General features: G+C 68.1%; 27 protein-coding genes. 17 read left to right on the top strand and 10 right to left on the bottom strand.

Annotated features, from left to right (window positions below):
- The first annotated feature begins 103 nt into the window (after nucleotides 1-103).
- Nucleotides 104-1,228, top strand: coding sequence for a carboxylate-amine ligase (locus tag FO470_RS15450; RefSeq protein WP_144343875.1), 1,125 nt, complete (start codon nucleotides 104-106; stop codon nucleotides 1,226-1,228).
- 65 nt (nucleotides 1,229-1,293) lie between these two features.
- Here FO470_RS15450 and FO470_RS15445 read toward each other — a convergent pair whose 3' ends face one another.
- The gene (locus FO470_RS15445) at nucleotides 1,294-2,208 is read right to left on the bottom strand and encodes a LysR family transcriptional regulator (RefSeq protein ID WP_144343874.1); all 915 of its coding nucleotides are present in this window, start codon (nucleotides 2,206-2,208) and stop codon (nucleotides 1,294-1,296) included.
- 111 nt (nucleotides 2,209-2,319) lie between these two features.
- Here FO470_RS15445 and FO470_RS15440 point away from each other — a divergent pair, with 111 nt between their 5' ends.
- Together FO470_RS15440 and FO470_RS15435 are read left to right on the top strand one after the other, a co-directional pair.
- Nucleotides 2,320-3,009, top strand: coding sequence for a L,D-transpeptidase (locus tag FO470_RS15440; RefSeq protein ID WP_144343873.1), 690 nt, complete (start codon nucleotides 2,320-2,322; stop codon nucleotides 3,007-3,009).
- A 118-nt stretch (nucleotides 3,010-3,127) separates the two neighbouring features.
- Nucleotides 3,128-4,498, top strand: a complete 1,371-nt coding sequence (locus FO470_RS15435) for a glutamate--cysteine ligase (protein ID WP_144343872.1) — start codon at nucleotides 3,128-3,130, stop codon at nucleotides 4,496-4,498.
- A gap of 87 nt (nucleotides 4,499-4,585) precedes the next feature.
- Here FO470_RS15435 and FO470_RS15430 read toward each other — a convergent pair whose 3' ends face one another.
- A complete protein-coding gene (locus tag FO470_RS15430; RefSeq protein ID WP_144343871.1) occupies nucleotides 4,586-5,470 on the bottom strand; it encodes a LysR substrate-binding domain-containing protein in 885 nt (294 codons plus the stop codon).
- Between the two features lie 182 nt (nucleotides 5,471-5,652).
- Between FO470_RS15430 and FO470_RS15425 the strand changes: the two genes are divergently transcribed.
- Entirely contained in the window at nucleotides 5,653-6,036 is a 384-nt protein-coding gene (locus tag FO470_RS15425; protein WP_244616487.1) for a DUF1127 domain-containing protein, read from the top strand.
- 237 nt (nucleotides 6,037-6,273) lie between these two features.
- A complete protein-coding gene (locus FO470_RS15420; protein WP_144343870.1) occupies nucleotides 6,274-7,335 on the top strand; it encodes an LLM class flavin-dependent oxidoreductase in 1,062 nt (353 codons plus the stop codon).
- A gap of 135 nt (nucleotides 7,336-7,470) precedes the next feature.
- On the opposite strand, the gene FO470_RS15415 is transcribed toward FO470_RS15420, so the two are convergent.
- A complete protein-coding gene (locus tag FO470_RS15415) occupies nucleotides 7,471-8,871 on the bottom strand; it encodes a glutamine synthetase family protein (protein WP_144343869.1) in 1,401 nt (466 codons plus the stop codon).
- Between the two features lie 191 nt (nucleotides 8,872-9,062).
- On the opposite strand from FO470_RS15415, the gene FO470_RS15410 reads away from it, so the two are divergent.
- From FO470_RS15410 to FO470_RS15375, 8 genes are all read left to right on the top strand, one after another.
- Complete coding sequence (locus FO470_RS15410) at nucleotides 9,063-10,238, top strand: ABC transporter ATP-binding protein (RefSeq protein ID WP_144343868.1); 1,176 nt, start codon at nucleotides 9,063-9,065, stop codon at nucleotides 10,236-10,238.
- Between the two features lie 10 nt (nucleotides 10,239-10,248).
- The gene (locus FO470_RS15405) at nucleotides 10,249-11,160 is read left to right on the top strand and encodes an ABC transporter permease subunit (RefSeq protein ID WP_144343867.1); all 912 of its coding nucleotides are present in this window, start codon (nucleotides 10,249-10,251) and stop codon (nucleotides 11,158-11,160) included.
- Complete coding sequence (locus tag FO470_RS15400) at nucleotides 11,160-11,981, top strand: ABC transporter permease subunit (RefSeq protein ID WP_144343866.1); 822 nt, start codon at nucleotides 11,160-11,162, stop codon at nucleotides 11,979-11,981. The genes FO470_RS15405 and FO470_RS15400 overlap by 1 nt, the downstream gene beginning before the upstream one ends.
- 136 nt (nucleotides 11,982-12,117) lie before the next feature.
- On the top strand, nucleotides 12,118-12,399 hold the full coding sequence (trbK, locus tag FO470_RS19875; protein ID WP_144343865.1) for an entry exclusion lipoprotein TrbK: 282 nt from the start codon (nucleotides 12,118-12,120) through the stop codon (nucleotides 12,397-12,399).
- Between the two features lie 158 nt (nucleotides 12,400-12,557).
- Nucleotides 12,558-14,510 (top strand): DNA mismatch repair endonuclease MutL, encoded by a 1,953-nt coding sequence (gene mutL / locus FO470_RS15390; RefSeq protein WP_144343864.1) that lies wholly within the window; start codon nucleotides 12,558-12,560, stop codon nucleotides 14,508-14,510.
- Between the two features lie 21 nt (nucleotides 14,511-14,531).
- Nucleotides 14,532-15,812, top strand: coding sequence for an NAD(P)/FAD-dependent oxidoreductase (locus FO470_RS15385; protein WP_144343863.1), 1,281 nt, complete (start codon nucleotides 14,532-14,534; stop codon nucleotides 15,810-15,812).
- 13 nt (nucleotides 15,813-15,825) lie between these two features.
- A complete protein-coding gene (locus FO470_RS15380) occupies nucleotides 15,826-16,347 on the top strand; it encodes a DedA family protein (RefSeq protein WP_418655060.1) in 522 nt (173 codons plus the stop codon).
- An 84-nt stretch (nucleotides 16,348-16,431) separates the two neighbouring features.
- Nucleotides 16,432-16,953 (top strand): macro domain-containing protein, encoded by a 522-nt coding sequence (locus tag FO470_RS15375; protein ID WP_144343861.1) that lies wholly within the window; start codon nucleotides 16,432-16,434, stop codon nucleotides 16,951-16,953.
- A gap of 80 nt (nucleotides 16,954-17,033) precedes the next feature.
- Here FO470_RS15375 and ilvC read toward each other — a convergent pair whose 3' ends face one another.
- From ilvC to FO470_RS15355, 4 genes are all read right to left on the bottom strand, one after another.
- Nucleotides 17,034-18,053, bottom strand: a complete 1,020-nt coding sequence (ilvC, locus tag FO470_RS15370; protein ID WP_144343860.1) for a ketol-acid reductoisomerase — start codon at nucleotides 18,051-18,053, stop codon at nucleotides 17,034-17,036.
- Nucleotides 18,054-18,068: 15 nt separating this feature from the next.
- A complete protein-coding gene (locus FO470_RS15365; RefSeq protein ID WP_144343859.1) occupies nucleotides 18,069-18,731 on the bottom strand; it encodes a TetR/AcrR family transcriptional regulator C-terminal domain-containing protein in 663 nt (220 codons plus the stop codon).
- A 186-nt stretch (nucleotides 18,732-18,917) separates the two neighbouring features.
- Nucleotides 18,918-19,433 carry an acetolactate synthase small subunit gene (gene ilvN / locus FO470_RS15360; protein WP_144343858.1) on the bottom strand — a complete coding sequence of 172 codons (516 nt, stop codon included), beginning with the start codon at nucleotides 19,431-19,433 and terminating at the stop codon, nucleotides 18,918-18,920.
- Nucleotides 19,434-19,576: 143 nt separating this feature from the next.
- Nucleotides 19,577-21,337 carry an acetolactate synthase 3 large subunit gene (locus FO470_RS15355; RefSeq protein ID WP_144343857.1) on the bottom strand — a complete coding sequence of 587 codons (1,761 nt, stop codon included), beginning with the start codon at nucleotides 21,335-21,337 and terminating at the stop codon, nucleotides 19,577-19,579.
- A gap of 336 nt (nucleotides 21,338-21,673) precedes the next feature.
- On the opposite strand from FO470_RS15355, the gene dapB reads away from it, so the two are divergent.
- The 3 genes from dapB to FO470_RS15340 are packed head-to-tail and all read left to right on the top strand — an operon-like array spanning nucleotide 21,674 to nucleotide 23,487.
- A complete protein-coding gene (dapB, locus tag FO470_RS15350) occupies nucleotides 21,674-22,489 on the top strand; it encodes a 4-hydroxy-tetrahydrodipicolinate reductase (protein WP_186291988.1) in 816 nt (271 codons plus the stop codon).
- Between the two features lie 19 nt (nucleotides 22,490-22,508).
- Nucleotides 22,509-23,132, top strand: coding sequence for a 2,3-bisphosphoglycerate-dependent phosphoglycerate mutase (locus FO470_RS15345; RefSeq protein ID WP_144343856.1), 624 nt, complete (start codon nucleotides 22,509-22,511; stop codon nucleotides 23,130-23,132).
- Nucleotides 23,133-23,145: 13 nt separating this feature from the next.
- Entirely contained in the window at nucleotides 23,146-23,487 is a 342-nt protein-coding gene (locus tag FO470_RS15340; RefSeq protein WP_144343855.1) for an SMR family transporter, read from the top strand.
- Nucleotides 23,488-23,500: 13 nt separating this feature from the next.
- On the opposite strand, the gene FO470_RS15335 is transcribed toward FO470_RS15340, so the two are convergent.
- Nucleotides 23,501-24,391: a methylated-DNA--[protein]-cysteine S-methyltransferase gene (locus FO470_RS15335; RefSeq protein WP_144343854.1), complete on the bottom strand. Its 891-nt coding sequence runs from the start codon at nucleotides 24,389-24,391 to the stop codon at nucleotides 23,501-23,503.
- An 85-nt stretch (nucleotides 24,392-24,476) separates the two neighbouring features.
- The gene (locus tag FO470_RS15330; RefSeq protein WP_144343853.1) at nucleotides 24,477-25,007 is read right to left on the bottom strand and encodes a DUF2244 domain-containing protein; all 531 of its coding nucleotides are present in this window, start codon (nucleotides 25,005-25,007) and stop codon (nucleotides 24,477-24,479) included.
- 22 nt (nucleotides 25,008-25,029) lie between these two features.
- Between FO470_RS15330 and nth the strand changes: the two genes are divergently transcribed.
- Nucleotides 25,030-25,941 (top strand): endonuclease III, encoded by a 912-nt coding sequence (gene nth / locus FO470_RS15325; protein WP_144343852.1) that lies wholly within the window; start codon nucleotides 25,030-25,032, stop codon nucleotides 25,939-25,941.
- Here nth and FO470_RS15320 read toward each other — a convergent pair.
- Entirely contained in the window at nucleotides 25,938-26,603 is a 666-nt protein-coding gene (locus FO470_RS15320) for a sulfate transporter family protein (protein WP_144343851.1), read from the bottom strand. The two genes, nth and FO470_RS15320, sit on opposite strands and share 4 nt — an antisense overlap.
- Nucleotides 26,604-26,678 lie beyond the last annotated feature (75 nt).

Here is a 26,678-nt window from a genome sequence, read left to right as displayed (position 1 = left end):
TTACTTTTCAATCATCAAGCCACCGAAATCGACGCGGATTGATTCTGCGTCGGCTAAGCTATGCCTGCCTGCATCCTTATCGATGAGTGCGGAGAATGACGCCATGACGACAGAAGAATACCGCATCGGGATCGAGGAAGAATATTTCATCGTCGACGGGGAAACGCGCAGCGCGCTGCGCCGCATGCCGGGCGCCTTCATGGACAAGGTGCATGCGGAACTGGGGGGCGCGGTCTCCGGCGAGCTCCTGCAGTCGCAGATCGAGGTGATGACCCGCCCGCACGAGAGCGCCGCCGAGGCGCGCCGCCAGCTTCGCGGCCTGCGCCGTTCGCTGGGCGAGGTGGCCGCCGGCTTCGACCTCGCCTTCCTCGCTTCCGGCACGCACCCCACGGCGAGCTGGCAGACCGGCAAGGGCACGCAGACCCGCCGCTATGACGGGCTGATGCACGATCTCCAGATGCTCGGCGAGCGCAACATGCTCTGCGGCATGCATGTGCATGTGGAGCTGCCCGACGCCGACCAGCGCATCGACGTCATGCGCCGCATCCTGCCCTATCTGCCGATCTTCGTGGCGCTGTCGACCTCCTCGCCCTTCTGGGAATCCAAGCGCACCGGGCTGATGGGCTACCGGCTCGCCGCCTATGACGAGCTGCCCCGCACCGGCCTGCCCGAGCTGTTCGAGACCGCCAAGGACTATCAGGACTACATCGACGCCCTGGTGGCGGCGCGGGCGATCCGCGATTCGAGCTATGTGTGGTGGACCATCCGTCCCTCGGTGAAGCATCCGACGCTCGAGCTGCGGGCGCCCGACAGCTGCACGCGGGTGGAGGATTCCGTCGCCATCGCCGCGCTCTACCGCGCGCTGGTGCGCCATCTCGTGCGCAATCCCGGGCTCAACGCCGGCATCGACGCGGTGGACCGCGCCATCGCCTCGGAGAACAAGTGGCGGGCGCAGCGCTACGGCATCCATGGCAGCTTCGTCGACCGCGGCGCTCGCGAGGCCGTCCCGGTGGCGCAGGCGGTGGAGACGCTGATCGACCAGCTGCGCGACGACGCACAGGCGCTGGGCGGCGGCGAGGAACTGGAGCACCTGCGCACCATCCTCGGCGGCGGCACCAGCGCCGACGTGCAGATCGCCGTCTATCAGGAGGCCGCCCACCGCACCGGCAACCGCAACGAGGCGCTCAACGCGGTCAAGACCTGGCTGGCCCACGCCTCCGCGCAGTAGCCGGCGTCCTTTTATTACCTCTCCCCGCCGGGGAGAGGTCGCCCACGGAACCGGGCGGCGCCGGATCAGGTGATCCCTTCCGTCGCCCGCAGCGCCGGCACGGCGAAATCGGTGAAGGCCCGCACCACCGGACGCATGAAGCGCACCGAGGGATAGGCGAGGAACACCTCCGACGGGCGCACCTCGTATTCCGGCAGCAGCCGCACGAGGCGCCCCGCCGCCAGGTCGCGGGCGGCGAACAGCACCTGCACCGGCCCGGCCGCGTGGCCGCCCAGCAGCGTCTGCTCGATCACTTCGGCGGCATTGGTGCGCAGGATCGGGCGCACCGGCACCTCGATGGATTCGCCCAGCGGGTTCCCCGCGCGCTGCACGACCAGCATGTCGCGCGGCGATACCACGGCGGGCGTGGTGACGAGGTCGATCTGCGACAGGCGCTCCAGCGTGTCGACGGGGCCGCAGCGGGCCAGGAAGCTCGGCGCCGCCACCAGCACCCGCCGCACCAGCCCCAGCCGCCGGATGATCAGGTCCTGTCCTTCCGGCCGGCCATATTTCACCGCGAGGTCCAGATTCTCGTAGACGAGATCGACGCTGCGGTTCTCCAGGATGAGATCGACATTCACGCCCGGATGCGCCGCCTGGAACTCCAGGACGATACCGTGCAGCCGCCGGGCGCCGAGGCAGGCGGGCGCGTGGATGCGCAGCGTCCCCTCGATGGCGCCCATGTCGCGCCGCACGCCTTCCAGCGCCGAATCGATGGAGGCGAGCGCCGAGCGGCTCGTCTCGTAGAGCGCCGCGCCCTGCGGCGTCGGGCGCACGAGGCGCGCCGAACGCTCCAGCAGCCGCGCGCCGACATGGCGCTCCAGATTGCGCAGATGCTTGGTGACGGCCGGCTGCGTCACGGCGAGGTCCCGTGCCGCCGCCGTCACCGAGCCGCGCTCGACGGTGCGCACGAAGGCGCGCAGGGCGGCGGCGAGATCCATCCATGCCTCTTGGTTATGGAAGTGATTACCCCATAACATATGGACGCTTCCGGCGCCATCGCGCACCTAGGCCGCGACCCCATCGCATTCCTTCCGGAGGCACAGACGTCCATGGCCATCGACCGACGCGGTTTCCTTCTCGGCGCTCCCTTCCTTCTCGCCGGCTGCGCCACGGCGCGCCGGCCGGCGCCGGCGGAGGCCGCCCTTCCCCTTGCTTCCGCGCCCGCGCATGCGGCCTCCTATGAGGCCATCTACGCCGCGCTCGACGGCGAGCCCTATCCGGTCCCGGCCGTCGATCTGTCGCGGATCGATCCGCGCTTCCTGAGGCGCGAGGTCGCCTATGCCACCCGCGAGGAGCCCGGCACCATCGTCGTCGACGTCGAGGCCCGCTACGCCTATCTGGTCCGCGAGGGCGGCCGGGCGCTGCGCTACGGCGTCGGCGTCGGCCGGGAGGAAGGCTTCAACTTCCGCGGCGCCGCCACCATCGCCCGCAAGGCCGAGTGGCCGCGCTGGACGCCGACCCCGGACATGATTCGCCGCGAGCCCGAGCGCTACGGCAAATATGCCGGCGGCCTGCCGGGCGGCCCGGGCAACCCGCTCGGCCCGCGCGCGCTCTATCTCTACCGCGACGGGCGCGACACGCTGTACCGGCTGCACGGCACCGTCGAGCCGTGGACCATCGGCACCATGGTCTCCTCCGGCTGCATCCGGCTGCTGAACCAGGACATCATCGACCTCTACCGGCGGGTGCCGGCCGGCACCCGCGCCGTCGTCCTCGCCTCGTCCGCCGCCACCGGCTGAAACGGCCCGGCGCCGGCCCGCCATATTCCCCGATTTTCATCGGTAGTTACGGCGATTTGCGTCCAACGCCGGCCTGTGTATGGTCTCGCGCCCTGCCAGCCTGCCGCCGGAGTCCTTTATGGCGCGAGACCAGATCGACACGCAGCCCATCGAAAGCCGCGACGAGCTCGTCGCCTGGCTGGAAGCGGGCAGCAAGGCGCCGCAGAAGTTCCGCATCGGCACCGAGCACGAGAAGTTCCCCTTCACCCTGAAGGGCCACGATCCCGTGCCCTATGAAGGCGAGAACGGCATCCGCGCCCTGCTCGAAGGCATGCAGGCGCTGAGCTGCTGGGAGCCGATCATGGAGGGCTCCACCATCATCGGCCTCGCCGACAATGTCGGCGGCGGGGCGATCTCGCTGGAGCCCGGCGGGCAGTTCGAGCTTTCCGGCGCGCCGCTCGTCACCATCCACGAGACCTGCGCCGAGGTGAACACCCATCTCACCCATGTGCGCGAGGTGGCGACCCCGCTCGGCTTCGGCTTCCTCGGCCTCGGCATGAGCCCGAAATGGACGCTGGCGCAGACGCCGGTGATGCCCAAGGGCCGCTACAAGATCATGACCGGCTACATGCCGAAGGTCGGCACGCACGGCCTCGACATGATGTACCGGACCTGTACCGTGCAGGTGAATCTCGACTTCGCCTCGGAAGCCGACATGGTGAAGAAGCTGCGCGTCGGCCTCGCTTTGCAGCCGGTCGCCACCGCCCTGTTCGCCAACTCGCCCTTCACGGAAGGGCGGCCCAACGGCTTCCTCTCCTTCCGCTCGGAGATCTGGCGCGACACCGACAACAACCGCTCCGGCATGCTGCCCTTCGCCTTCGAGGACGGCATGGGCTTCGAGCGTTACGTCGACTACGCCCTCGACGTGCCGATGTACTTCATCAAGCGCGGCGACACCTATATCGACGTCGCCGGCTCCTCCTTCCGCGATCTTCTGGCGGGAAGGCACCCGGCGGTGCCGGGCGAGACCGCGACGGTCTCGGACTGGGCCAACCACCTCTCCACCATCTTCCCCGAGGTGCGGCTGAAACGTTACCTCGAAATGCGCGGCGCCGATGGCGGCCCGTGGCGCAATCTGTGCGCCCTGCCCGCGCTGTGGACCGGCCTGCTCTACGACACGACGAGCCTCGACGCCGGCTGGGACCTCGCCAGGGGCTGGAGCGCGCAGGAGCGCCAGAAGCTGCGCGACGACGTGCCCCGGCTCGGCTTCAAGGCGGAGATCGCCGGCCGCTCCATGCGCGAGCTCGCCCGCGAGGTGGTCGCCATCGCCCGCGACGGCCTCGCCCGCCGCGACTATCGCGACAGCCAGGGCCGCGACGAGACGCGCTTCCTCAAGCCGCTGGAAGAAAGCCTCGAGACCGGCCTCACCCCGGCCGAGGTGCTGCTGCGGCGCTACGAGACCGAATGGAACCGCTCGGTCGAGCCGATCTTCGACGAGTGCGCCTACTGAGCGGCGGCCTCGCCCCGCCGGCTTCCCGCGCCCGCACCGCGGCGGAGAGGTGGTTCCGCCCGCCCCCGGCATGAGAGGCGGCGGCGATCACTCCGCCGCGATGGCCGCCTCGGAGATGTTGTCGAGGCCCTGCACGATATGGTTCGCCAGCGCGTCGGCCAGCGCCGAGGCTTCATGCCGGTTGCGCAGCAGGCCGATGCGGCACGGCGCCAGCGCCGGGAAGCCGTCGGAGGGGCCGAGCACCCGCATCCCCGGCCGCAGCCCCGATTCCGGCAGCACCGAGATGGCGAGACCCGAGAGCACCGCCGCCGACACCGCCGTGCTGTTCGAGCTGGTATAGAGAATGCGGAACGGCCGCCCCACCGCCTGCAGCATGGAGATCGCCTCCTGCCGCCAGTTGCAGCTCTGCCGGCCCAGCGCCAGCGGCACCGGGTCCTCCAGATGCACCGAATGGCGGGTGGAGCCGATCCACAGGAGCTGCTCGCGGCGGATGATCTCCGTCTCGCGGTTGATCATCTCGCAGTCGGTGATGATGGCGAGGTCGAGGTCGCCGGTGTCGATGCGGTCGATGAGATCGGTCGAGGGATCGCAGACGACGGTCAGCTCGACATTGGGATGGGTCGCGGAGAAGCGCGCCATGATCTCCGGGAGGTAGCGGTCGGCGTAGTCGTCGGGCACGCCGAGGCGCACGCGGCCGGAGAGTTCGGCGCTGGCGAGGCTGGCCACCGCCTCCATGTTCAGCTTGACGATGCGCCGGGCGTAATCGAGCAGCCGCTCGCCCTCGTCGGTGAGGCGCGAGGAGCGCCCGTCGCGCGCGAAGATCGGCTTGCCGACCCTCTCCTCCAGCCGCTTCATCTGCATCGAGACCGCCGACTGGGTCTTGTGGACCACATCAGCCGCCTTGGTGAAACTGCCCGTTTCGGCGATGGCGATGAATGTTCTTAATTGATCAATGTCCAGCAACACGGTCATCGGCGGCGCTCCCGGCGGCGTATCATCAATCGGAATGATATCTTGGATCATAAACATTCGCTAGTGTGATCAATCCCGGTACGGCATAACGATCCCGCCGCGAACGGATGACGTCGATATCGGGTGGCTCCAGGGCCGCCGCGAGATCAGAAAACCCAGCGTCATCGCCGCGCGGCCGACAGATGGAGGAATCGATGTCGTATCTTGGCGAAGTCCGGAGAACCGCGTTCTCCTCATTCGGTACCGCGGCGAGCGGAGTGCTGATCGCCGTGTTCACGGGTAGCCTTCAGTTCATTCGGGCCGTTGGCCGCCGCCGTCATCTCGCCCAGCTCGGCGGGTTCGACGACCGCATGCTGCGCGACATCGGCCTCACGCGCGGCGATCTGCGCGATGCCTCGGCAGGTCCGCTCTGGCAGGATCCGACGGCCGTCCTCGTTGTCCGCTCGGTGGAGCGCCGCGCGGCCCGCCGCCTCGCCACGCGCGAGATGGTGCGCGAGGCCTCGCAGCAGGACCTCGCCCGCGCCGGCATGAAACCGCGCAACGACGACCTTGTTTCCTGCGGATGACGCGATGCGCACGCCGCGTCCCGCCCGAACTTACGGCGACATCGACCCCCTCGTGTCGCCGACTTGAAGCCCGCTGGTTCGTCCAGCGGGCTTTTTTCATGTCCCGGCACCGGCGGGAGGTACCGGCCGGACCTTGCAGAAGCGAAAGACCGTCCTTGCAGCCGAGGTGATGCGCGCGCCGCCGTGCCGGTCCATATGGGGATCGCCGGCGCGGAGCCGGCGGAAAGGCGGATGGTCATGGCACAGCATCTCGAACTCGGGCTCGACACCTTCGGCGACGTCACCAGCGGGGCGGACGGCAAGGCGCTGCCGCACGCGCAGGTCATCCGCAACCTCGTCGACGAGGCGGTGCTGGCGGACGAGGTCGGCATCGACTTCATCGGCGTCGGCGAGCATCACCGCGACGATTTCGCGGTCTCGGCCCCGGAAGTGGTGCTGGCGGGCATGGCCACGCGCACCAGGCGCATCCGTCTCGGCTCGGCCGTTACCGTGCTCTCCTCGGACGATCCGATCCGCGTCTTCCAGCACTTCTCCACCGTCGACGCGCTGTCGAACGGGCGCGCGGAGGTGATCCTCGGGCGCGGCTCCTTCACCGAATCCTTCCCGCTGTTCGGCTTCGACCTGAAGGACTACGAGACGCTGTTCACCGAGAAGCTCGACCTGTTCGCCGCGCTGCTGCGCGATAACGGAACGCCCGAGGGCGTGACGTGGCAGGGCAGCAAGCGCCCGCCGCTGGTGAAGCAGCACGTCTTCCCGCCGATCGCCAACGGCACGTTGAAAACCTGGATCGGCGTCGGCGGCAGCCCGGAATCGGTGGTGCGCGCCGCGCGCTACGGCCTGCCGCTGATGCTTGCCATCATCGGCGGCAATCCCGGCCGCTTCGCGCCTTATGTCGACCTCTATCACAAGGCCATCGAGCAGCTCGGCGGCGAGAGCCTGCCGGTCGGCGTGCATTCGCATGGCTATGTCGCGGAGACCGACGAGGCGGCGCGCGCGGAGTTCTACGACGACTACAAGCGCATGCACGACCGCATCGGCGCCGAGCGCGGCTGGCCGGCCTATGGCCGCGACGCCTTCGAGCGCGAGATCGAGCACGGCTCGCTCTATCTCGGCTCGCCCGAGACGGTGGCCCGCAAGATCGCGAACACGGTCAAAACCCTCGGCGCCGCGCGCTTCGACATGAAGTACAGCGCCGGCCCGCTGCCGCACGAGAAGATGATGCGCTGCATCGAGCTCTACGGCACGCGGGTGATCCCGCGCGTGCGGGAAATCCTCGCGGAGGAAAAGGTCGAGGCATAAGGCCCGCCTTTTCACACCAACAACGTCATCCCCGGGCTCGGCCCGGGGATTCACGCCTTCGTCATGCGGCCAAGACGTGGATGGCCGGGACAAGCCCGGCCATGACGATGTTCACGCGGGACGCGCCCAACGCCCTCACACGTTCAGCAGCAGATATTCCCGCTCCCAGGGCGAGATCACCCGCATGAAGGTGTCGAACTCCTGCTGCTTCACCGCCGTGTAGGTCTTCACGAAGGACGGACCCAGCACGTTGGTGATCTCCTCGGAATACTGCATCGCCGCCACCGCCTCGAGCAGGCCGCGCGGCAGCTCGAAATCGAGGCCCTTGGCGTCGGATTCCAGCGGCTCGGTCGGGCGCAGGCCCTCGACGAGGCCGAGATAGCCGCAGGCCAGCGAGGCGGCGATGACGAGATAGGGGTTGGCGTCCGAGGACGGCACCCGGTTCTCGACGCGCCGCGCCGCCGGCGAGGAGGGCGGCACGCGCAGCCCGGCCGTGCGGTTGTCGTAGCCCCACTGCACGTTGATCGGCGCCATGGAGTCGCGCGTCAGCCGGCGGTAGGAGTTCACATAGGGCGCGAGGATCGACATCACCGCCGGCAGGTAGCGCTGCTGGCCGGCGATGAAGGAGAAGAACTCCGGCGTCGGGTCGCCATCCGCGTCGGAGAAGATGTTCTTGCCCGTCTCGCCGTCGACGATCGACTGATGCAGGTGCATGGCCGAGCCGGGCTCGTCGGCGATCGGCTTGGCCATGAAGGTGGCGTAGATCTTGTGCTGCAGCGCCGCCTCGCGGATCGTGCGCTTGAACAGGTACACCTGGTCGGCGAGCGTCACCGGGTCGCCGTGCAGCAGGTTGATCTCCATCTGCGCCGCGCCGTCCTCGTGGATCAGCGTGTCGATCTCCAGACCCTGCGCCTCGGAGTAGTCGTACATGTCCTCGAACAGCGCATCGAACTCGTTCACCGCCTGGATCGAATAGGACTGCCGGCCGATCTCCGGCCGCCCGGAGCGACCGATCGGCGGCTTGAGCGGGTAGTCGGCATCGGTGTTGGGCTCGACGAGATAGAACTCGATCTCCGGCGCCACGACCGCCTTCCACCCCTTCTTCGCGTAGAGGTCGACGACGTTCCGCAGCACCTGCCGCGGGGCGAGATCCACCGGGCGCCCGTCGCGGTGATAGGCGTCGTGGATGAGCTGCGCGGTCGGGTCCTGCGCCCAGGGCACGACGGCGAGGGTGGAGAAGTCGGGCTCCATCACGAGATCGCTGTCGGCGACCACGGAGTCGACGAGGTCGTCATAGGGCGGGTAGTCGCCCGAGATGGTCTGGAAGAACACGCTGAGCGGCAGGTTCATCGTGGGACCGGAAAGGAATTTGGACACCGGCATGATCTTGCCGCGCCCGACCCCCGCGAGATCGGGCACCGCGCATTCGATCTCGGTGATGCCCCGTGCCGCCATCCACGCCTTCGCCTCGGCGAGCGAGGTGACGCCGCGGGGCGCTTCAACCACGTCCTTCTCAGAACGCTTCTTCTTGGCCATGATTGCCTTCCTGATGCGCGATTTGCGCCGCCTTGAGGCAATCACGGCCCCCTTGCGGCCGTCAAGGCGGGGCGCCCGTGCCCGTTTCCGTGCATGATAAAATAGTTTGCACGGTCCCCGTTGAGCCGCCGCGCGAAGCCGGTTAGCGTTCGGGAGCCGACGCATCGAGCGGTACAACGGGACCAGTCAGCATGAGCACCGGCGTCGCCGAGAAGACGCAGAAGACCATCGGTGGCATCCGCCGCAAATTCGCTCCCTGGAACGACCCGCAGGCCGTCCCGCTGATCCGCTACCAGAACGTGACCAAGCGTTTCGGCGAGTTCACGGCCGTCGACAACCTCTCCCTCGACATCTATGAGCGCGAATTCTTCGCCCTGCTCGGCCCGTCGGGCTGCGGCAAGACCACGCTCATGCGCATGCTGGCCGGCTTCGAGGAGCCGACCGAGGGCAAGATCACCCTCGCCGGCGAGGATCTCGTCGGCACGCCGCCCTACAAGCGGCAGACCAACATGATGTTCCAGTCCTACGCGCTGTTCCCGCATATGAGCGTATGGGACAACATCGCCTTCGGCCTCCGGCAGGACCGCATGGAGAAGGGCGCCGTCGCCGCCCGCGTCGAGGAGATGCTCAAGCTCGTCAAGCTGGAGAAGTTCGCCAAGCGCAAGCCGCACCAGCTCTCCGGCGGCCAGCGCCAGCGCGTCGCCCTCGCCCGCTCGCTCGCCAAGCGCCCCAAGGTGCTGCTGCTCGACGAGCCGCTCGGCGCGCTCGACAAGAAGCTGCGCGAGGAGACCCAGTTCGAGCTCATGGACATCCAGATGGAGCTCGGCATGACCTTCCTGATCGTCACCCACGATCAGGAGGAGGCGATGACCGTGGCCGACCGCATCGCGGTGATGAACCACGGCAAGCTGGTGCAGGTCGCCCCGCCGGCCATCATCTACGAGCAGCCCAATTCCCGCTACGTCGCCGATTTCGTGGGCGACGTGAACATCCTCGACGCCAGGGTCGAGTCGATCGCCCCCGGCGCCGTCACGCTGCGCGCCGAGGCCGCGCCCGACATGTCGATCCGCGTCTCGCAGGAATGCCCCGCCAAGGTCGGCGACACCGTCGCCGTCGCCCTGCGCCCGGAAAAGCTGCGGGTCGAGCTCGACCCGCCGGCCGATCCGAGCGTCAACTGCCTCTCCGGCACGATCTGGGACATCGGCTATCTCGGCGACCTCTCGATCTACCATGTGGAGCTGCCCAACGGCACGCGCGTGAAGGCGGCCAAGCCCAACCTCACCCGCATGGTCGAGCGGCCGATCACCTGGGACGACAAGGTCTACGTCTCCTTCACGCCCGATGCGGGCGTGGTGCTGACGAGCTGAGGAGGCGTCCATGGCGGTGAAGTCGCGCGGGCGCTGGCTGGTCCTCGCCATCCCCTATCTGTGGCTCGTGGCGCTGTTCCTGGTGCCGTTCCTGATCGTCTTCAAGATCAGCCTCTCCCAGGACGCCATCGCCCAGCCTCCCTATGAGCCGATCTTCGACCTGTCGGCCGGCTGGGAGGCCTTCAAGGATGCGTTCTCCCAGCTCTCCTTCGAGAATTACTCCTACGTCCTGAGCTGGGACAACGAGTTCATCGAGGCCTACGGCTCCAGCCTCTGGATCGCCGGCATCTCGACCCTGCTGCTGCTCATCGTCGGCTATCCCATCGCCTACGGCATGGCGCGGGCGCCGAAGTCGATCCGCCCGACGCTCTTGATGCTGGTCATCCTGCCGTTCTGGACCTCGTTCCTGATCCGCGTCTATGCGTGGATCGGCATCCTGTCGCCGGAAGGGCTGCTCAACCAGCTGTTGATGGCGCTCGGCATCATCTCGCCGGACGCGCCGCTGCAGATCCTCGCCACCAACACGGCGGTCTATATCGGCATCGTCTATTCCTACCTGCCCTTCATGATCCTGCCGCTCTATTCGGCGCTGGAGAAGATGGACGACACGCTCCTGGAGGCCGCCGCCGACCTCGGATGCCCCCCCTTCGCCGCCTTCTGGAAGATCACCTGGCCGCTCTCGCTGCCGGGCGTCTTCGCCGGCAGCCTGCTGTGCTTCATCCCGGCGGTGGGCGAATTCGTCATCCCCGACCTGCTCGGCGGCTCGGACACGCTGATGATCGGCAAGGTGCTGTGGACCGAGTTCTCGGTGAACCGCTCGTGGACCGTGTCCTCGGCGGTGGCGGTGCTTCTCCTCATGGTGCTGGTGATACCCATCGTCTTCTACCAGAACCTCCAGGCCCGCGAAGTGGAGGGACGCTGATGCGCAAGGGTCTCTCCTGGTTCAACGTCACCTCGATCGCGCTCGGCTTCGCGTTCCTCTACATCCCGATCATCCTGCTGGTGATCTACTCCTTCAACGCCTCGCGGCTGGTGACGGTGTGGGCGGGCTTCTCCACCCACTGGTACTGGCAGCTGTTCCAGAACCAGCAGCTGCTCGACGCCGCGTGGGTGACGCTGCGCGTCGCCTTCCTCACCGCGACCATCGCCACCGTGCTCGGCACGCTGGCGGCGATCACCCTCACCCGCTACGGGCGCTTCATCGGCCGCACGCTGTTCTCCGGCATGGTCTACGCGCCGCTCGTCATGCCGGAGGTGATCACCGGCCTGTCGCTGCTGCTGCTGTTCGTCGCCATCGGTCTCGACCGCGGCTTCTGGACCATCACGCTGGCGCACATCACCTTCACCATGTGCTTCGTCTCCGTGGTGGTGCAGTCGCGCCTCGTCACCTTCGACCGGAGCCTCGAGGAAGCCGCGCTCGATCTCGGCTGCACGCCGTTCAAGACCTTCTTCGTCGTCACCCTGCCGATCATCCTGCCGGCGGTGATCTCCGGCTGGATGCTGGCCTTCACCCTGTCGCTGGACGATCTCGTCATCGCCAGCTTCACCACCGGGCCGGGCGCCACCACGCTGCCCATGCGCATCTACTCGCAGGTGCGCCTCGGCGTGACGCCGGAGATCAACGCCGCCTGCACCATCCTGATCGCCATCGTCACGGTCGTCGTCATCATCGCCTCGGTGATGACCAAGCGGCAGGAAATGGAACGGCAAAAGGCGGAGCGGCTGGCGGCGGCGGAGGCATAGAGGCGTTTCCCGCCTCGTGCATTCGCGTCATGGCCGGGCTCGTCCCGGCCATCCACGCCTTTGATGAAACGGCAATAAATTATCGAATAGAGGCGAGTTTTTTGCCGTCCATACGGACATATGGCAGTCATCAGCAATGATCCGTACGATCTTATTAATAATAATGGCCATTTTTCTGTCAGGATGCATCGAGAGTCGCGGCACGACTCTTGCCCAGTGCCAACTCGATGCGATGAAGCAAGCCAGAGACAACCTGGAGCAGCTTCGTTTCACTAATGTTTGCATGCGAGCAAAGGGGTATCTTCGCATCGAAAATTGCTGGAAACCGTACGATATTAACGAAGACGCGAAATGCTTCGCCAGCGCTAACCAGCTTGCGCAGGCGCTTGATACCCTTCGCGACACCCTCGGTCGCTAGCTGCCGACGAGCAATGGAATCGTGCACGCTTCGGCCGAGTCCAGAGATGATGGGGGGACGATAGGGCGTGCTGATCCGGAGAATGGCGAGCCTGCAGGGCATGCCGGCCGCCACCCTGCTATAGTCGGCCCTGACGCCGTTTCGAATCGAGCCTTCCCATGCCGCTGCGCCTGCTCCCCTCCACCCTCGTCGACCGCATCGCCGCGGGCGAGGTGGTCGAGCGCCCGGCGGCGGCGTTGAAGGAGATCGTCGAGAACGCCCTCGACGCCGGCGCCACCCGCATCGAGATCGTCATCGACGGCGGCGGCCGCCGGCTGATGCGCGTGACCGACGACGGAAGCGGCATGAGCGCGGAGGAGCTTGCCCTCGCCGTCGAGCGCCACGCCACCTCCAAGCTCGACAGCGAGGACCTGCTTTCCATCGCCACCCTCGGCTTCCGCGGCGAGGCCCTGCCCTCCATCGGCTCGGTGGCGCGGCTGTCCATCACCAGCCGCCCGCGCGGCGCCGACACCGCGCACGAGATCCGCGTCGAGGGCGGCGTGAAGTCGCCGGTGAAGCCCGCCGCGCTCGGCTTCGGCACGCGGGTGGAGGTGCGCGACCTGTTCTTCGCCACCCCGGCGCGGCTGAAATTCCTGAAATCCGAGCGCGCCGAGACGGCGGCGGCGGTGGATGCGGTGAAGCGCCTGGCGCTGGCCCGCCCCGAGGTCGGCTTCACCCTCGTCACCGACGAGCGCCCGCCCGTCACCTGGCCGGCGCGCACGCCGGATGCTAGCGGCCAGCGGGCCCGCATCGCCGACGTGCTCGGCCAGGAGGTCGGCACCAACGCGCTCGACGTGGACGGCCTGCGCGAAGGCGCCCGGCTCACCGGCCTCGCCGGCCTGCCGACCTATTCCAAGGCCAATTCGCTGTCGCAGTACCTGTTCGTCAACGGCCGGCCGGTGCGCGACAAGGTGCTGATCGGCGCCATCCGCGCCGCCTATGCCGACCTGCTGCCGTCCGACCGGCATCCGGTGACGGCGCTCTTCCTCGACCTCGACCCGCGCGAGGTCGACGTCAACGTCCATCCCGCCAAGACCGAGGTGCGCTTCCGCGATGCCGGCAATGTCCGCGCCCTCATCGTACGCACCCTCACCGACGCGCTGACCGCCGGCGTGCCGCGCACCGCCTCGACGGCGGCGGACCGCCTCGCCCAGTTCGCCCGCCGGGATTTCGGCCCGGAGGGGCACGGCGCGGCCCGGCCGGGCAATTACGACTGGACGCGCTCCTGGGCCATGCCGGCGACGCCGGACGGCGAAGCGCTACTCCCTGCGACACCGGGGGGCGAAACGCTACCTGACGCTACCTTCCGGGGCGCGAATGCTACGCATTTTGCTACCCTGCCGGCGGATGGGTTCCGCGAGGCGCCGGCGCGCTTCGATTTCGGCCCGCCCGGCCTGACCTCCGGCGGCCGCGAAGGCGCGCTGGGCCTTGATTTCGCGCCTTCCGCCGATGCCCGCGCGAACGCCGCGCCGGCGGCGCCCGACCTCATGGAGCGCCCGCTCGGCGCCGCCCGCGCGCAGCTGCACGAAACCTACATCATCGCCCAGACGAAGGACGGCGTCGTCGTCATCGACCAGCACGCCGCCCATGAGCGCATCGTCTATGAGCGGCTGAAGGCGGCCATGGAGCGCGACGGCCTCGCCCGCCAGATGCTGCTGGTGCCGCTCGTCGTCGAGCTCGATCCTTCCGACGCCGCAAGGCTTTACGAGCGTTCCGCGGCGCTGGAGACGCTGGGCCTCGTCGTCGAGCCCTTCGGTCCCGGCGCGGTTCTGGTGCGCGAGGTGCCGGCGCTGCTCGGCGGTGCCGACGTCACCGCGCTGGTGCGCGAGCTGGCCGAGCACGCGGCGGAATGGGACGACGCGCTGCCGCTGGAGCGGCGCCTGCTCCACATCGCCGCTACCATGGCCTGCCACGGCTCCGTCCGCGCCGGCCGCCGCCTCAAGGTCGAGGAGATGAACGCCCTGCTGCGCGAGATGGAGGAGACGCCCAACGCCGCGCAGTGCAATCATGGGCGGCCGACCTTCGTCACCCTGGCGCTGGCCGACATCGAACGGCTCTTCGCGCGTCGCTGAGCATTGGCGTAAGGTTCTGTAATGGCGTCCGAAATCGACCATCCCCAAAGCTGGTACGCCGCCACGGCGCATCACCTTCCCCCCTGCCCCGCGCTCGCCGGCACGGTGAAGGCGGATGTCTGCGTCATCGGCGGCGGCTACACCGGCCTCTCCGCCGCGCTGCACATGGCCGAGGCCGGGCTCGACGTGGTGCTGCTGGAAGCCACCCGCCTCGGCTCCGGCGCCTCGGGCCGCAATGGCGGCCAGATCCACAGCGGCCAGCGCCGCGATCAGGACTGGCTGGAAAGCCATGTCGGCCTTGACGACGCCAAGGCGCTGTGGCGGCTGGCGGAGGACGCCAAGGCCTTCCTCCACGCCCTCATCGCCCGCCATCGCATCGATTGCGACGTGCGCCCCGGCCTGATCGTCGCCGATCACAAGCCGGCCTACGTCGCCCACAGCCACGCCTATGCGCGCAGGCTGCGCGAGGTCTACGGCTACCCGCATGCTACCCCCCTCTCCCGCGAAGAACTCCGCGCGCTGGTCGGGACGGATGTCTATCACGGCGGCATGATCGACCATGGCGCCGGCCACCTGCACCCGCTCAACCTGGCACTGGGGCTGGCGCGGGCGGCGCAGGGCGCCGGGGCACGATTGTTCGAGCAGTCGCGGGCGCTGCGCATCGAGGAAAGCGCGAAGGTGCGCGTCGTCACGGCACAGGGCGCGGTCGAGGCGGACTGGGTTCTGGAATGCGGCGACGGGCTGCAGGACGGGCTCGACCGGCGCGTCGACAATTACGTCATGCCCATCGCCAACTACATCGCCGCCACCGAGCCGCTGGGCGCGCGCGCGCGCGACATCATCGCCAACGACGCGGCGGTCGCCGACAGCCGCTTCGTCGTCAACTACTACCGCCTCTCCGGCGACGGGCGGCTGCTCTTCGGCGGCGGAGAGAGCTACACGCGCCGGCTGCGGCCGAGCCCCGGCGCCTTCGTGCGCCCCTACATGCTGCGCATCTTTCCCCAGCTGGCCGATGTGCGTATCGATTATGGCTGGGGCGGCATTCTCGGCATCACCATGACGCGCATGCCTTTCGTGCGCCGGCTCTCCTCCCGCGTGCTCACGGCGGCGGGCTATTCCGGCCAGGGGGTGATGCTGGCGCCCTATTTCGGCAAGCTGCTGGGAGAGGCGGTGAAGGGCCAGCTCGGCGAGTTCGACCTGCTGGAGCGGCTGCCGGTGCCGGCCTTCCCCGGCGGGCCGCTGATGCGCTGGCCGCTTCTGGTCGCCGGCCTGAGCTATTACGCGCTGCGCGACCGGCTGTGAGGGCACCGGCGTGATCGAGCTGGAAGCCTATGCGCGCGAGGCGCTCGCCTTCGTCGAGGCGCATGCGCACTGGGCGCCCTATGTCGCTTTCATCCTCGCCTTCGGCGAATCCTTCGCCGTGCTGTCGCTGTTCTTCCCCGCTACCTTCGTGCTGATCGGGCTCGGGCCGATCATCGAGGCCGGCGGCGTCGCCTTCCTGCCGGTCTGGTTCGGCGCGGCTGCGGGCGCGGCGCTGGGCGACGCCATCTCCTACTGGATCGGCCACTATTTCAAGGACAGCGTGCGGCGCATCTGGCCGCTGCGCAACTATCCGGAGATGATGGAGCGCGGCGAGCGCTTCTTCCACCGCTTCGGTTCGTGGAGCGTGTTCATCGGGCGCTTCTTCGGCCCGCTGCGCGCGGTGATCCCGCTCATCGCCGGCATGTTCGCCATGCCGCATTTCATCTTCCAGATGGCCAACATCGCCTCCGCCATGGCATGGGCACTGCTGCTGCTCGGCCCCGGCGCGGCGGCGATGAAGCTCATGGGGTGGTGAGGAGACGTTGCGTTTCCTCAAAGACCTGCCTCGTCCGTTCGCCGAAACAGGATCGAACGACAGTGAGGTAAGGAAGGAAGACCCATGGCGAACATCCACGAAGTCGAAGGCGACATCCTGCTGAGCGGCGCGCAGGCGATCGCCCATGGCGTGGCTCCCGGCGACCATTTCGACACCGGCCTCGCTTTGGCGCTGCGCGAGCGCTGGCCCTCGCTCGCCAAGGATTTCCGCCACTATTGCCGCATCGACCACCCCAAGGCGGGGGAGATCTGGACGTGGGGCGGCGTGTCGGCGGAAGGCGGCCCGGTGCGCATCGTCAACCTGCTGACGCAGGAGCCGGCCGAGAACGCCATCGGCCGCCCGGGCAAGGCGAGCCTCGAACATGTCGGCCACGCGCTGCGCGCCCTTGCGCGCCACGCGAGGGAGGAAGGCGTCACCAGCCTCGCCCTGCCGCGCCTCGCCACCGGCGTCGGTGGCCTCGAATGGGCGGACGTGAAACCGCTGATCGAGCGCCACCTCGCGGAGCTGAACATCCCGGTCTACGTCTACGTCGTCTACCACAAGGGCGAGAAGGCGAAGGAGCCGGGCCTGACCGCCGCCGTCTGACCGGCTCCACGCCGAAGCGGATACGGAAAGGGCGGCCCGAAGGCCGCCCTTTTTTTCGGTCGTCGACCGGATGGTCGCGATCAGTTCTTCGCCCTGTCGACCAGCTTGTTGGCCGAGATCCACGGCATCATGCCGCGCAGCTTCTCGCCGACCTGCTCGATCTGGTGGGAGTCGTTCAGGCGGCGGATGCCCTTGAAGCGGGCGGCGCCAGCGCGATACTCCTGCATCCAATCCGAGGTGAACTTGCCGGTCTGGATGTCCTTGAGGACGCGCTTCATCTCTTCCTTGGTCTCGGCGGTGATGATGCGCGGACCAGAGACGTACTCGCCCCACTCGGCGGTGTTGGAGATCGAGTAGTTCATGTTGGCGATGCCGCCCTCATAGATGAGGTCGACGATCAGCTTCACTTCGTGCAGGCACTCGAAATAGGCCATCTCCGGGGCGTAGCCGGCTTCCACCAGCGTCTCGAAGCCGGCGCGGATCAGCTCCACGAGGCCGCCGCAGAGCACGACCTGCTCGCCGAACAGGTCGGTCTCGCATTCTTCCTTGAAGGTCGTCTCGATGATGCCCGAGCGGCCGCCGCCGACGCCGCAGGCATAGGACAGGCCGAGGTCGAGCGCGTTGCCCGAGGCGTCCTGGTGCACGGCCACGAGGCACGGCACGCCGCCGCCCTTCTGGTACTCGCCGCGCACGGTGTGGCCGGGGCCCTTGGGGGCGACCATCAGCACGTCGACGGTCGACTTCGGCTCGATCAGGCCGAAATGCACGTTGAGGCCATGGGCGAAGGCGATCGCGGCGCCGTCGCGGATGTTCGGGGCGATCTCGTCGCGGTAGATGTCGGCCTGCAGCTCGTCCGGGGTGGCCATCATCATCAGGTCCGCCCACTTGGCGGCCTCGGCGACGGTCAGCACCTTGAGGCCATCGGCCTCCACCTTCTTGGCGGTCGCCGAACCCGGCTTCAGGCCGATGGCGATCTCCTTGGCGCCGGAATCCTTGAGGTTGAGCGCATGGGCGCGGCCCTGCGAGCCGTAGCCGATGATGGCGACCTTCTTGCCCTTGATCAGGTTCAGGTCGGCATCGCGATCATAGTAAACGCGCATGGGTGTCTCCTTGTGTCACGCGTTAGTCGGGTTCCGGCCGGGAGCGGTCTTCTCCGTGCCGTAGAGGGTGAGAAACTGGTCGGTGGCGCGGGCCGCGTCGCGCTCGATCTCGGTGGCGGCGAGGTTCAGCCGGTCGCCGAGCAGCAGGCGGATCTGCACGTCGCGGCCGACGAGGCCGATGAAGGTGCGGAAGGCGGTCTCGGTATCGTCGAAGGAGATCAGCCCGGCCTCCCGGCCCGCATCGAGCACCGGCTTCAGCCGCTCGCCGATGGCGAAGCGACCATTGGCCAGCATGATGGCGCCGAGATTGGAACCCCGCGCGCCCGCCTGGGCGATGGCGAAGCGGTTCAGCGCGATGGAGGTCGGGCTGGAGATCACGCCCAGCCAGTTGGCGGCGAAGCGGATCAGGCTGTCGCGCAAGGCGAGGGCGTCGAGCCTCTGGCGGTCGTAATTGCCGGCCCGCACCTTGGAAGCCTGCCAGCGCACGGTCGCCGTCAGCAGCCCCTCGCGGTCGCCGAACCACTTGTAGAGCGTTTCCTTGGAGCAGCTGGCGCGCCGGGCCACCGCCGTCATGGTGAGGTCGCCGCCCTGCTCCACCATGAGGGCGAGCACGGCGTCGAGAACGGCCTGCTGCCGTTCCGTCAGCGTCTCGCCGCTCGGGTCGGGATGCGTCGCCATAAGCGTGGATACCGCCTCTGAAATCCGTACCGTACGTTACGGTTCCGTCGTAGCCGAGACACTGCCCCTCCGCAAGACGCGCCAGGCACGAAGATGAGCCACCGCATCTCGGCGAGGGTATCGGGCGGAAAGGGTATCGGGCAGACGGACGGACCGGCGCGCTCGTCACCACGCCGGTCCGTCGCATCACATCCCGTCCGGCCCGCGGCCGATGGCGGCGACGCCGGTGCGCGAGACCTCGACGAGGCCCAGCGGCTCCAGCAGCGAGACGAACTGGTCGATCTTCTCCGGCTTGCCGGTGATCTCGAACACGAAGCTCTCCAGCGTCGTGTCGACGGTGCGGGCGCGGAAACTGTCGGCGATCAGCAGCGCCTCCTGCCGGATCTCTCCCTTGCCGCGGACCTTGATGAGCGCAAGCTCGCGCTCCACCGCCTTGCCGACCACGGTAAGATCGACGACGCGGTGCACCGGCACCAGCCGGTCGAGCTGGCTCTTGATCTGCTCGATGATCGGCGGCGCGCCGGTGGTCACCACCGTGATGCGCGAGAGCTTGGTGTCGTGGCTGACCTCGGAGACGGTCAGGCTGTCGATGTTGTAGCCGCGTCCCGAGAACAGGCCGACGATGCGGGCGAGCACGCCCGGCTCGTTGTCGACCAGCAGGGAGAGGGTGTGGCGTTCGGCGGGTTCTTGGACCGGGGGCATGGGGAACTCTGACGTATTGTAACGAGCAAGAAGGCTTTCTGGTCGTCATCCCCGGGCTTGGCCCGGGGATCCACGAATTCGGTATGACAAGTCGTGGATGGCCGGGCCAAGCCCGGCCATGACGTGGTTACGGGGAAGCCGGATCACACCAGCATCTTGCCTTCCTCGTCGATGGCCTCGTCGAGCGCCGCGGCGTTGTCGGGCAGGATCATCTCGTTGTGCGGCTTGCCCGACGGGATCATCGGCAGGCAGTTCTCCATCTTGTCGACGAGGCAATCGAACAGCACGGGCCGGTCGACGCTGATCATCTCCTGGATGGCGCCGTCGAGATCGGCGGGGTTCGAGCAGCGGATGCCGACGCCGCCATAGGCTTCGGCGAGCTTCACGAAGTCCGGCAGCGATTCCGAGTAGGAGTGCGAATAGCGCCCGCCATGCAGCAGGTCCTGCCACTGGCGCACCATGCCCATGTACTCGTTGTTCAGCACGAAGATCTTGACCGGCAGGTTGAACTGCAAGGCCGTCGAAAGCTCCTGCAGGCACATCTGGATCGAGGCCTCGCCGGCGATGTCGACGACGAGGCTGTTCGGGTGCGCCACCTGCACGCCGATCGCCGCCGGCAGGCCGTAGCCCATGGTGCCGAGGCCGCCCGAGGTCATCCAGCGGTTCGGCTCCTCGAAGTGGAAGTGCTGGGCCGCCCACATCTGGTGCTGGCCGACCTCGGTGGTGATGTAGACGTCCTTGTCCTTCACCGCGTTGTAGAGCGCCTTGACCGCCTGCTGCGGCTTGATGATGCGGTCGCCCGGCTGGAACGACAGCGACTTGCGGGCGCGCCAGCGGTCGATCTGGCCCCACCAGCCGGCAATCGCCTGCCGGTCCGGCTCCACCTTCATGGAGCGCCAGACGGTCAGGATGTCGTCCAGCACATGCCGGACGTCGCCGATGATCGGCAGGTCGACCTTGACGTTCTTGTTGATCGAGGACGGGTCGATGTCGATGTGGATCTTCTTCGAGTTCGGCGAGAAGGCGTCGACGCGGCCGGTGATGCGGTCGTCGAAGCGCGCGCCGATGCACAGCATGACGTCGCAGTCATGCATCGCCATGTTGGCCTCGTAGGTGCCGTGCATGCCCAGCATGCCCAGCCACTGCTTGTCGGAGGCCGGGAAGGCGCCCAGCCCCATCAGCGTCGAGGTGACGGGATAGCCGGACAGCCGGGCGAACTCGCGCAGCAGGCGGCTCGCCTCGGGGCCGGAATTGATGACGCCGCCGCCGGTGTAGAGGATCGGGCGCTTGGCCTTGGCCAGCAGCTCGACGGCGGTGCGGATCTTCTCCGGGTCGCCCTTCAGGCGCGGCTGGTAGGTCTTGTGCTGGATGTTCTCGGGGCCGATGTACATCCCCTTGGCGAACTGCACGTCCTTCGGGATGTCGACGACGACCGGGCCCGGACGCCCGTTCTGCGCCACGTAGAACGCCTCGTGCATGATGCGCGCGAGGTCGTTGACGTCGCGGACCAGGTAGTTGTGCTTGGTGCAGGGCCGGGTGATGCCGACCGTGTCGCATTCCTGGAACGCGTCGGTGCCGATGAGGTGCGTCGGCACCTGGCCGGTGATGCAGACGAGCGGGATGGAATCCAGCAGCGCGTCGGTCAGGCCGGTCACCGCGTTGGTGGCGCCGGGACCGGAGGTGACGAGCACGACGCCGACCTTGCCGGAGGAGCGGGCATAGCCTTCCGCCATGTGCACGGCGCCCTGCTCGTGGCGCACGAGGATGTGCTTCACCTGGTTCTGGTGGAACATGGCGTCGTAGATCGGCAGCACGGCGCCGCCGGGATAGCCGAACATGTGCTCGACGCCCTGATCGATCAGGGCCTGCATCACCATTTCGGCGCCGGTCATCTCGCGCATCATGGTCTTGTTCCTTTTGAACTCGTCGGTCTCAAGCTGGGAATGTCGAAGAGCGGTCCAGAAAATCAAAAGGCCCCGTCAGGGGCCATTTTCCGCGCGTCACCGGTGAGCGGAGCAGCCGTCAGGCAAGCTCCGCGGCGACGCGCCGTCCTACGATAAGGATAATTTTCTTGCGCATCTCGGCGCCACTCCTTCGTAAAGTTGCGCGACCTGTACAGGCGCACGTCACGCGCGTCAAGCCGAAGGCCGCCGCAATGCGAAGATTGTACGACGATCGCGCACTTTTCGTGGCAGTCGAAGGCCGCTATACCCCGCCGGGGACCGAGGGAGCTTGAGTACATGACGCAGATGCGGCTCGTCGTCGTCGGGGCATCAGGACGCATGGGCCGCGTGCTGATGCGCACCATCAGCGAGGCACCCGATCTCCTTCTCGTCGGCGCCGTCGACCAGCCCGGCAGCGAGTTCGTCGGCCGGGACGCCGGGGAGCTCGCCGGACTGCCGGCGAACGGGCTCAAGATCTCCGACGACGCGCTCACCCTCTTCGCCGCCGCCGACGGCGTGATCGACTTCACCGTTCCGGCCGCGAGCGTGGGCTACGCCGCCTTCGCCGCGCAGGCCCGCATCGTGCACGTCATCGGCACGACCGGCCTTTCCCCGGAGGACGACGCGAAGATCGCCGCGGCCGCGCGTCACGCGACCATCGTCAAGTCCGGCAATATGAGCCTCGGCGTGAACCTTCTGGCGGCGCTGGTGCGGCGCGTGGCCCGCACGCTCGACGAAGGCTTCGACATCGAGGTGCTGGAAATGCACCACAACCGCAAGATCGACGCGCCCTCCGGCACGGCGCTGCTGCTCGGCGAGGCTGCCGCGCAGGGGCGCGGCGTGACGCTGGAGGAGAACGGCGTGTTCTCCCGGCACGGCTATACCGGGCCGCGCAAGGCGGGCGACATCGGCTTCGCCACGCTGCGCGGCGGCACGGTGGTGGGAGAGCACAACGTGATCTTCGCCGGCGCCGGCGAGCGGATCGAACTCGGCCACCGGGCCGAGGATCGCGGCATCTTCGCGCGCGGCGCGCTGGCCGCGGCGCGCTGGGCCCGCGGGCGCAAGCCGGGCCTCTATTCCATGACCGACGTTCTCGGCCTCACCGACTTCTGACCGCACGGAGCACGCACCGATGTCCGAACGCCTCCTCGTCCTCGTCCGCCACGGCCAGAGCGAGTGGAACCTGAAGAACCTCTTCACCGGCTGGCGCGACCCGGACCTGACGCCGCAGGGCGTGGAGGAGGCCAAGCGCGCCGGCAAGCGGCTGAAGGAGGAAGGCTACCAGTTCGACCTCGCCTTCACCTCCGACCTCAGCCGCGCCCAGAAGACGCTCGATCTGGCGCTGGCCGAGCTCGGCCAGACCGGCCTGCCGGTGGTGAAGAATCTCGCGCTGAACGAGCGCGACTATGGCGACCTGTCAGGCCTCAACAAGGACGACGCGCGCGCCAAATGGGGCGAGGAGCAGGTGCATGTCTGGCGCCGCTCCTATGACGTTCCCCCGCCCGGCGGCGAGAGCCTGAAGGACACGGTGGCCCGCGCCCTGCCCTACTACGTCACCGAGATCCTGCCGAAGGTGCTGCAGGGCAACCGGGTTCTGGTGGCCGCGCACGGCAATTCGCTGCGCGCGCTCATCATGGTGCTGGAGAAGCACACGCCCGAGAGCATCATGAAGCGCGAGCTCGCCACCGGCGCGCCGGTCGTCTACCGGCTGAAGGCGGATTCGACGGTCGAGAGCGTCGTCGACCTCGCCGGCTGAGGCGGAACACCCGATGGCCTCCTTCGCCACCTACGCCCTGCTGCTGGTCGCGATCACCGCCGAGGTGATCGCGACGACGGCGCTGTCGCGCTCGGACGGGCTCACACGTCTCGTGCCGAGCCTGATCACCCTGCTGGGCTACGGCATCGCCTTCTGGTGCCTCGCCATCGTGCTGCGCACCATACCGACCGGCATCGCCTATGCCGTATGGTCGGGCTTCGGCATCGTCCTGATCACCGCCGTGGCGTGGCTGTTCTACGGCCAGAAACTGGATACGCCGGCGATCATCGGCCTGGGCCTGATCATCGCCGGCGTGCTGGTCGTCAACCTGTTCTCGAAATCGGTCGCGCACTGAGCGCGGGCGGCGCTCAGCTGCCGCCCTCGCTGCACAGCTGGCCCGCCTCCCAGCCGAGGATGGCCCGCTTGCGGGTCAGGCCCCAGTGGTAGCCGGTGAGATCGCCGTTCTTGCCGAGCACGCGGTGGCACGGCACGACGAAGGACATCGGGTTCTTGCCCACCGCCGCGCCGATGGCGCGCGCCGCCTTCGGCCGCTCCACGCAATTGGCGATGCTGGAATAGGTGGTGGCCTTGCCGAACGGGATGCGCATCAGCGTCTCCCACACCTTCACCTCGAAATCGGTGCCGATGAACACGATGCGCAGCGGATCGTCCGGGCTCCAGGTGCCGCGGTCGAAGATGCGCGCCGCGTAGGGCGCGGTCGCCAGCGGATCCTCGATATAGATGGCGTTCGGCCAGCGCCGGCGCATGTCGGCGAGCGCCTTGTCCTCCTCGCCCTCATCGGCGAAGGCGAGGCCGCACAGGCCGCGCGGCGTGACCATGGCCAGCGCCATGCCGAACTGCGAGGCGTGGAAGCCGTAGCGCACCACCAGTCCGGCGCCGCCGGTCTTCCACTCACCCGGCGACATGGATTCGTGCACCACGAACAGGTCGTGCAGCCGCCCCGGGCCGGACAGCCCCAGCTCATAGGCCGCGTCGAGCACATTGTCGGATTCGGACAGCACGCGCCGGGCGGCGTCGATCGTCACCGCCTGGAGGAAATCCTTCGGGGTGAGCCCGCACCAGCGGCGGAACAGGTCGGTCAGCGCGCGCGGATTGACCCCGGAGGCGCGGGCGATCTCCTCGACCTCCGGCTGGTCGCGGAAGCGCAGATTCACATATTCGACCGCCCGGCGCACGATCTCGTAGTCGGCGGCGGCGATCTCCAGCGGATGGGCGGCATCGAGATTGGGCGCTAGCACGGGCGTTCTCCTCCTGCTGGACCTATCCGACCACGCCCCGCAGGCCGGGGCCACCCGATTTCGACACGGCCCCAGAGGGCGGACCTCAGAACGCCGAGCGCACCACGCCGCGCTTGGCCTCGTTCAGCGCCAGCGACAGCCGGTCCGCCAGCTCCTCGCGCTGCGCCGTGTGTAGGAAGCTGCCGATTACATAGGGCCGGCCGCGCATCTCCAGCGTCAGCCGCTGCAGACCGTAATCCTCGTGCAGCTCGCGGTTCAGCCGGGTCCAGAGCGGGTTCAGCTCCTCCTGGTATTCCGTGCCGTCCGGCGTCACGTGGCGCAGCCGGATAAGGCTCGGCGTCACGACGATCTCCTCGCAGGTGCGCGCCGCGCGGAAATTCATCCGGAACGCCCACCAGATCGCCAGCACGTCGAGCCCGAACAGGCCGAAGACCGGCCACGCGCCCATCAGCAGAAAGGCGAGGCCGCAGACGAAGCTGATGCCGGCGACGATGATCATCACGATCATGAAGCCGCGCTCGTCCAGCGAGCGATAGGGATGGTACCGCGCCTCGAACAGCGTCGGCTCGGCATCATCGCGGTCGTCGCGACCGGATGCGGTATTGGCAGCGCTCATGGGCCGGCATTATAGGTCGAAAATGGCTGATGGGGACAGGGATTCGGCGCGCCGCCCGGCGCGCGCAGGCGCCAGGGGCAAGCTCGCCGGAGCCGCCGCCACCGGCGGGCGCGCGGCCGGCAAGGCCGGAGTCAAGGGGAACCCCAAGGTGGACCCCACGGCGGACACCAAGACGGCCGCCAAGAGAACAGCCGCCGGCGCCAAGGTCGCCCTCGCCACGCCGGTCGCCAGCCCGCCCGCACGCCGGCGCGCCGTCGCCAATGCCGCCGCGGCGGCGATCGGCGGCGCCTTCCGTCCGTGGACGGCGCAGGAGGTGGAAACCGCCTTCTCGCGCTTCGAGGCAGCCAATCCGCACCCCGAAGGCGAGCTCGAATATCACGATCCCTACACTCTTCTGGTCGCCGTGGTGCTCTCCGCTCAGGCCACCGACACCGGGGTGAACAAGGCGACGCGCGGCCTGTTCAAGGCGGCGCCGACGCCGGCGAAGATGGTGGCGTTGGGCGAGGAGGGCGTCGCGCAGCACATCCGCACGCTTGGCCTCTACCGTGGCAAGGCGAAGAACGTGGTGGAGCTTTCCCGCCGCCTGATCGCCGAGCACGGCGGCGAGGTGCCGGCGGACCGCGAGGCGCTGGAGAAGCTGCCCGGGGTCGGCCGCAAGACGGCGAATGTCGTGCTCAACATCGCCTTCCACATGCCGACCATCGCCGTCGACACCCATCTCTTCCGGGTCGCCAACCGCACCGGCCTCGCTCCCGGCAAGACGCCGCTGGAGGTCGAGCTGGGGCTGGAGCGCGTCATCCCCGAGCGCTTCAAGCTGCACGCCCATCACTGGCTGATCCTGCACGGGCGCTACATCTGCAAGGCGATCCGCCCGGATTGCCCGCGCTGCCTGATCGCGGATCTCTGCCGCTGGCCGGAGAAGACGCCGGCCTAGTAGTCGGCCCGCGTCAGGCGCTTGTGCAGGCGCACCATGAAGATGGTGGCGAAGACCGGGGTGATGAGGTTGAGGATCGGCACCGACACCACGGCGGCGATGATGAGGCCGGCGAGGAACACCGCACCGGAATGATGGCGGCGCAGCAGCGCCACCTGGTCTTCGTCGCGAAAGCGCATGGCGGCCAGCTGGAAATATTCGCGCCCCAGCAGGTAGCCGTTGGCGACGTAGAAGACGACGAGATTGACGCCCGGCACCAGCAGCAACAGCAGGGCGACGAGGTTCACCGCCAGCATCACGCCGAAGAACCTGACGGTGAGCACCAGCGAGCGCCCGATCGGCAGCGCCTTGCCCTCCGGCTCGCCGGGGAAATCGGTGCGCTCCACCAGCGCGGCCACATCGTCCAGGAACAGACCGGCGATGAGCGAGGTCACCGGCGGAACGAGGAAGACAGCGCCTATGATGATGCCGAAGGCGGCGAGGATATCGAGCGTGATCTGCGCCCAGCGCACGTCCAGCGCCACGAAATAGGTGAGCGCGTAATGCGCGCCGATGCCCAGCGCGACGAGCAGGCCGACGGCGAGACCGATGGAGCGAAGCAGGACCCGGCGATATTCCGGCGAAAAGGTCTGGAGAAAGGCCTTGAATGCGTCCCGCAGCATGATGATCCCCGATGGCGACCGTCCCTAGGTAAGGCGCCGCGGCGTTCCTCTCAAGCCGTTCGCTCCGGCAAATGA

Source organism: Ancylobacter moscoviensis (assembly GCF_007559435.1).
Lineage (GTDB): Bacteria > Pseudomonadota > Alphaproteobacteria > Rhizobiales > Xanthobacteraceae > Ancylobacter > Ancylobacter moscoviensis.
The sequence above is the reverse complement of the archived record's forward strand: the minus strand, read 5'-3'. Positions and strand labels throughout refer to the sequence as shown.

Excerpts from the sequence above, each read along its gene's own strand:
- FO470_RS15385 (WP_144343863.1), top strand. The coding sequence starts at position 14,532 with ATGGCGTCCGAAATCGACCATCCCCAAAGCTGGTACGCCGCCACGGCG.
- FO470_RS15415 (WP_144343869.1), bottom strand. The coding sequence starts at position 8,871 with ATGGCCAAGAAGAAGCGTTCTGAGAAGGACGTGGTTGAAGCGCCCCGC.
- FO470_RS15345 (WP_144343856.1), top strand. The coding sequence starts at position 22,509 with ATGTCCGAACGCCTCCTCGTCCTCGTCCGCCACGGCCAGAGCGAGTGG.
- dapB (WP_186291988.1), top strand. The coding sequence starts at position 21,674 with ATGACGCAGATGCGGCTCGTCGTCGTCGGGGCATCAGGACGCATGGGC.
- FO470_RS15445 (WP_144343874.1), bottom strand. The coding sequence starts at position 2,208 with ATGGATCTCGCCGCCGCCCTGCGCGCCTTCGTGCGCACCGTCGAGCGC.
- FO470_RS15375 (WP_144343861.1), top strand. The coding sequence starts at position 16,432 with ATGGCGAACATCCACGAAGTCGAAGGCGACATCCTGCTGAGCGGCGCG.
- FO470_RS15450 (WP_144343875.1), top strand. The coding sequence starts at position 104 with ATGACGACAGAAGAATACCGCATCGGGATCGAGGAAGAATATTTCATC.
- mutL (WP_144343864.1), top strand. The coding sequence starts at position 12,558 with ATGCCGCTGCGCCTGCTCCCCTCCACCCTCGTCGACCGCATCGCCGCG.
- FO470_RS15365 (WP_144343859.1), bottom strand. The coding sequence starts at position 18,731 with ATGGCGACGCATCCCGACCCGAGCGGCGAGACGCTGACGGAACGGCAG.
- ilvC (WP_144343860.1), bottom strand. The coding sequence starts at position 18,053 with ATGCGCGTTTACTATGATCGCGATGCCGACCTGAACCTGATCAAGGGC.
- FO470_RS15405 (WP_144343867.1), top strand. The coding sequence starts at position 10,249 with ATGGCGGTGAAGTCGCGCGGGCGCTGGCTGGTCCTCGCCATCCCCTAT.
- FO470_RS15355 (WP_144343857.1), bottom strand. The coding sequence starts at position 21,337 with ATGATGCGCGAGATGACCGGCGCCGAAATGGTGATGCAGGCCCTGATC.
- FO470_RS15430 (WP_144343871.1), bottom strand. The coding sequence starts at position 5,470 with ATGACCGTGTTGCTGGACATTGATCAATTAAGAACATTCATCGCCATC.
- FO470_RS15420 (WP_144343870.1), top strand. The coding sequence starts at position 6,274 with ATGGCACAGCATCTCGAACTCGGGCTCGACACCTTCGGCGACGTCACC.
- ilvN (WP_144343858.1), bottom strand. The coding sequence starts at position 19,433 with ATGCCCCCGGTCCAAGAACCCGCCGAACGCCACACCCTCTCCCTGCTG.
- FO470_RS15330 (WP_144343853.1), bottom strand. The coding sequence starts at position 25,007 with ATGAGCGCTGCCAATACCGCATCCGGTCGCGACGACCGCGATGATGCC.
- FO470_RS15410 (WP_144343868.1), top strand. The coding sequence starts at position 9,063 with ATGAGCACCGGCGTCGCCGAGAAGACGCAGAAGACCATCGGTGGCATC.
- FO470_RS15440 (WP_144343873.1), top strand. The coding sequence starts at position 2,320 with ATGGCCATCGACCGACGCGGTTTCCTTCTCGGCGCTCCCTTCCTTCTC.
- FO470_RS15320 (WP_144343851.1), bottom strand. The coding sequence starts at position 26,603 with ATGCTGCGGGACGCATTCAAGGCCTTTCTCCAGACCTTTTCGCCGGAA.
- FO470_RS15340 (WP_144343855.1), top strand. The coding sequence starts at position 23,146 with ATGGCCTCCTTCGCCACCTACGCCCTGCTGCTGGTCGCGATCACCGCC.
- nth (WP_144343852.1), top strand. The coding sequence starts at position 25,030 with ATGGCTGATGGGGACAGGGATTCGGCGCGCCGCCCGGCGCGCGCAGGC.
- FO470_RS15435 (WP_144343872.1), top strand. The coding sequence starts at position 3,128 with ATGGCGCGAGACCAGATCGACACGCAGCCCATCGAAAGCCGCGACGAG.
- FO470_RS15425 (WP_244616487.1), top strand. The coding sequence starts at position 5,653 with ATGGAGGAATCGATGTCGTATCTTGGCGAAGTCCGGAGAACCGCGTTC.
- FO470_RS15400 (WP_144343866.1), top strand. The coding sequence starts at position 11,160 with ATGCGCAAGGGTCTCTCCTGGTTCAACGTCACCTCGATCGCGCTCGGC.
- trbK (WP_144343865.1), top strand. The coding sequence starts at position 12,118 with ATGATCCGTACGATCTTATTAATAATAATGGCCATTTTTCTGTCAGGA.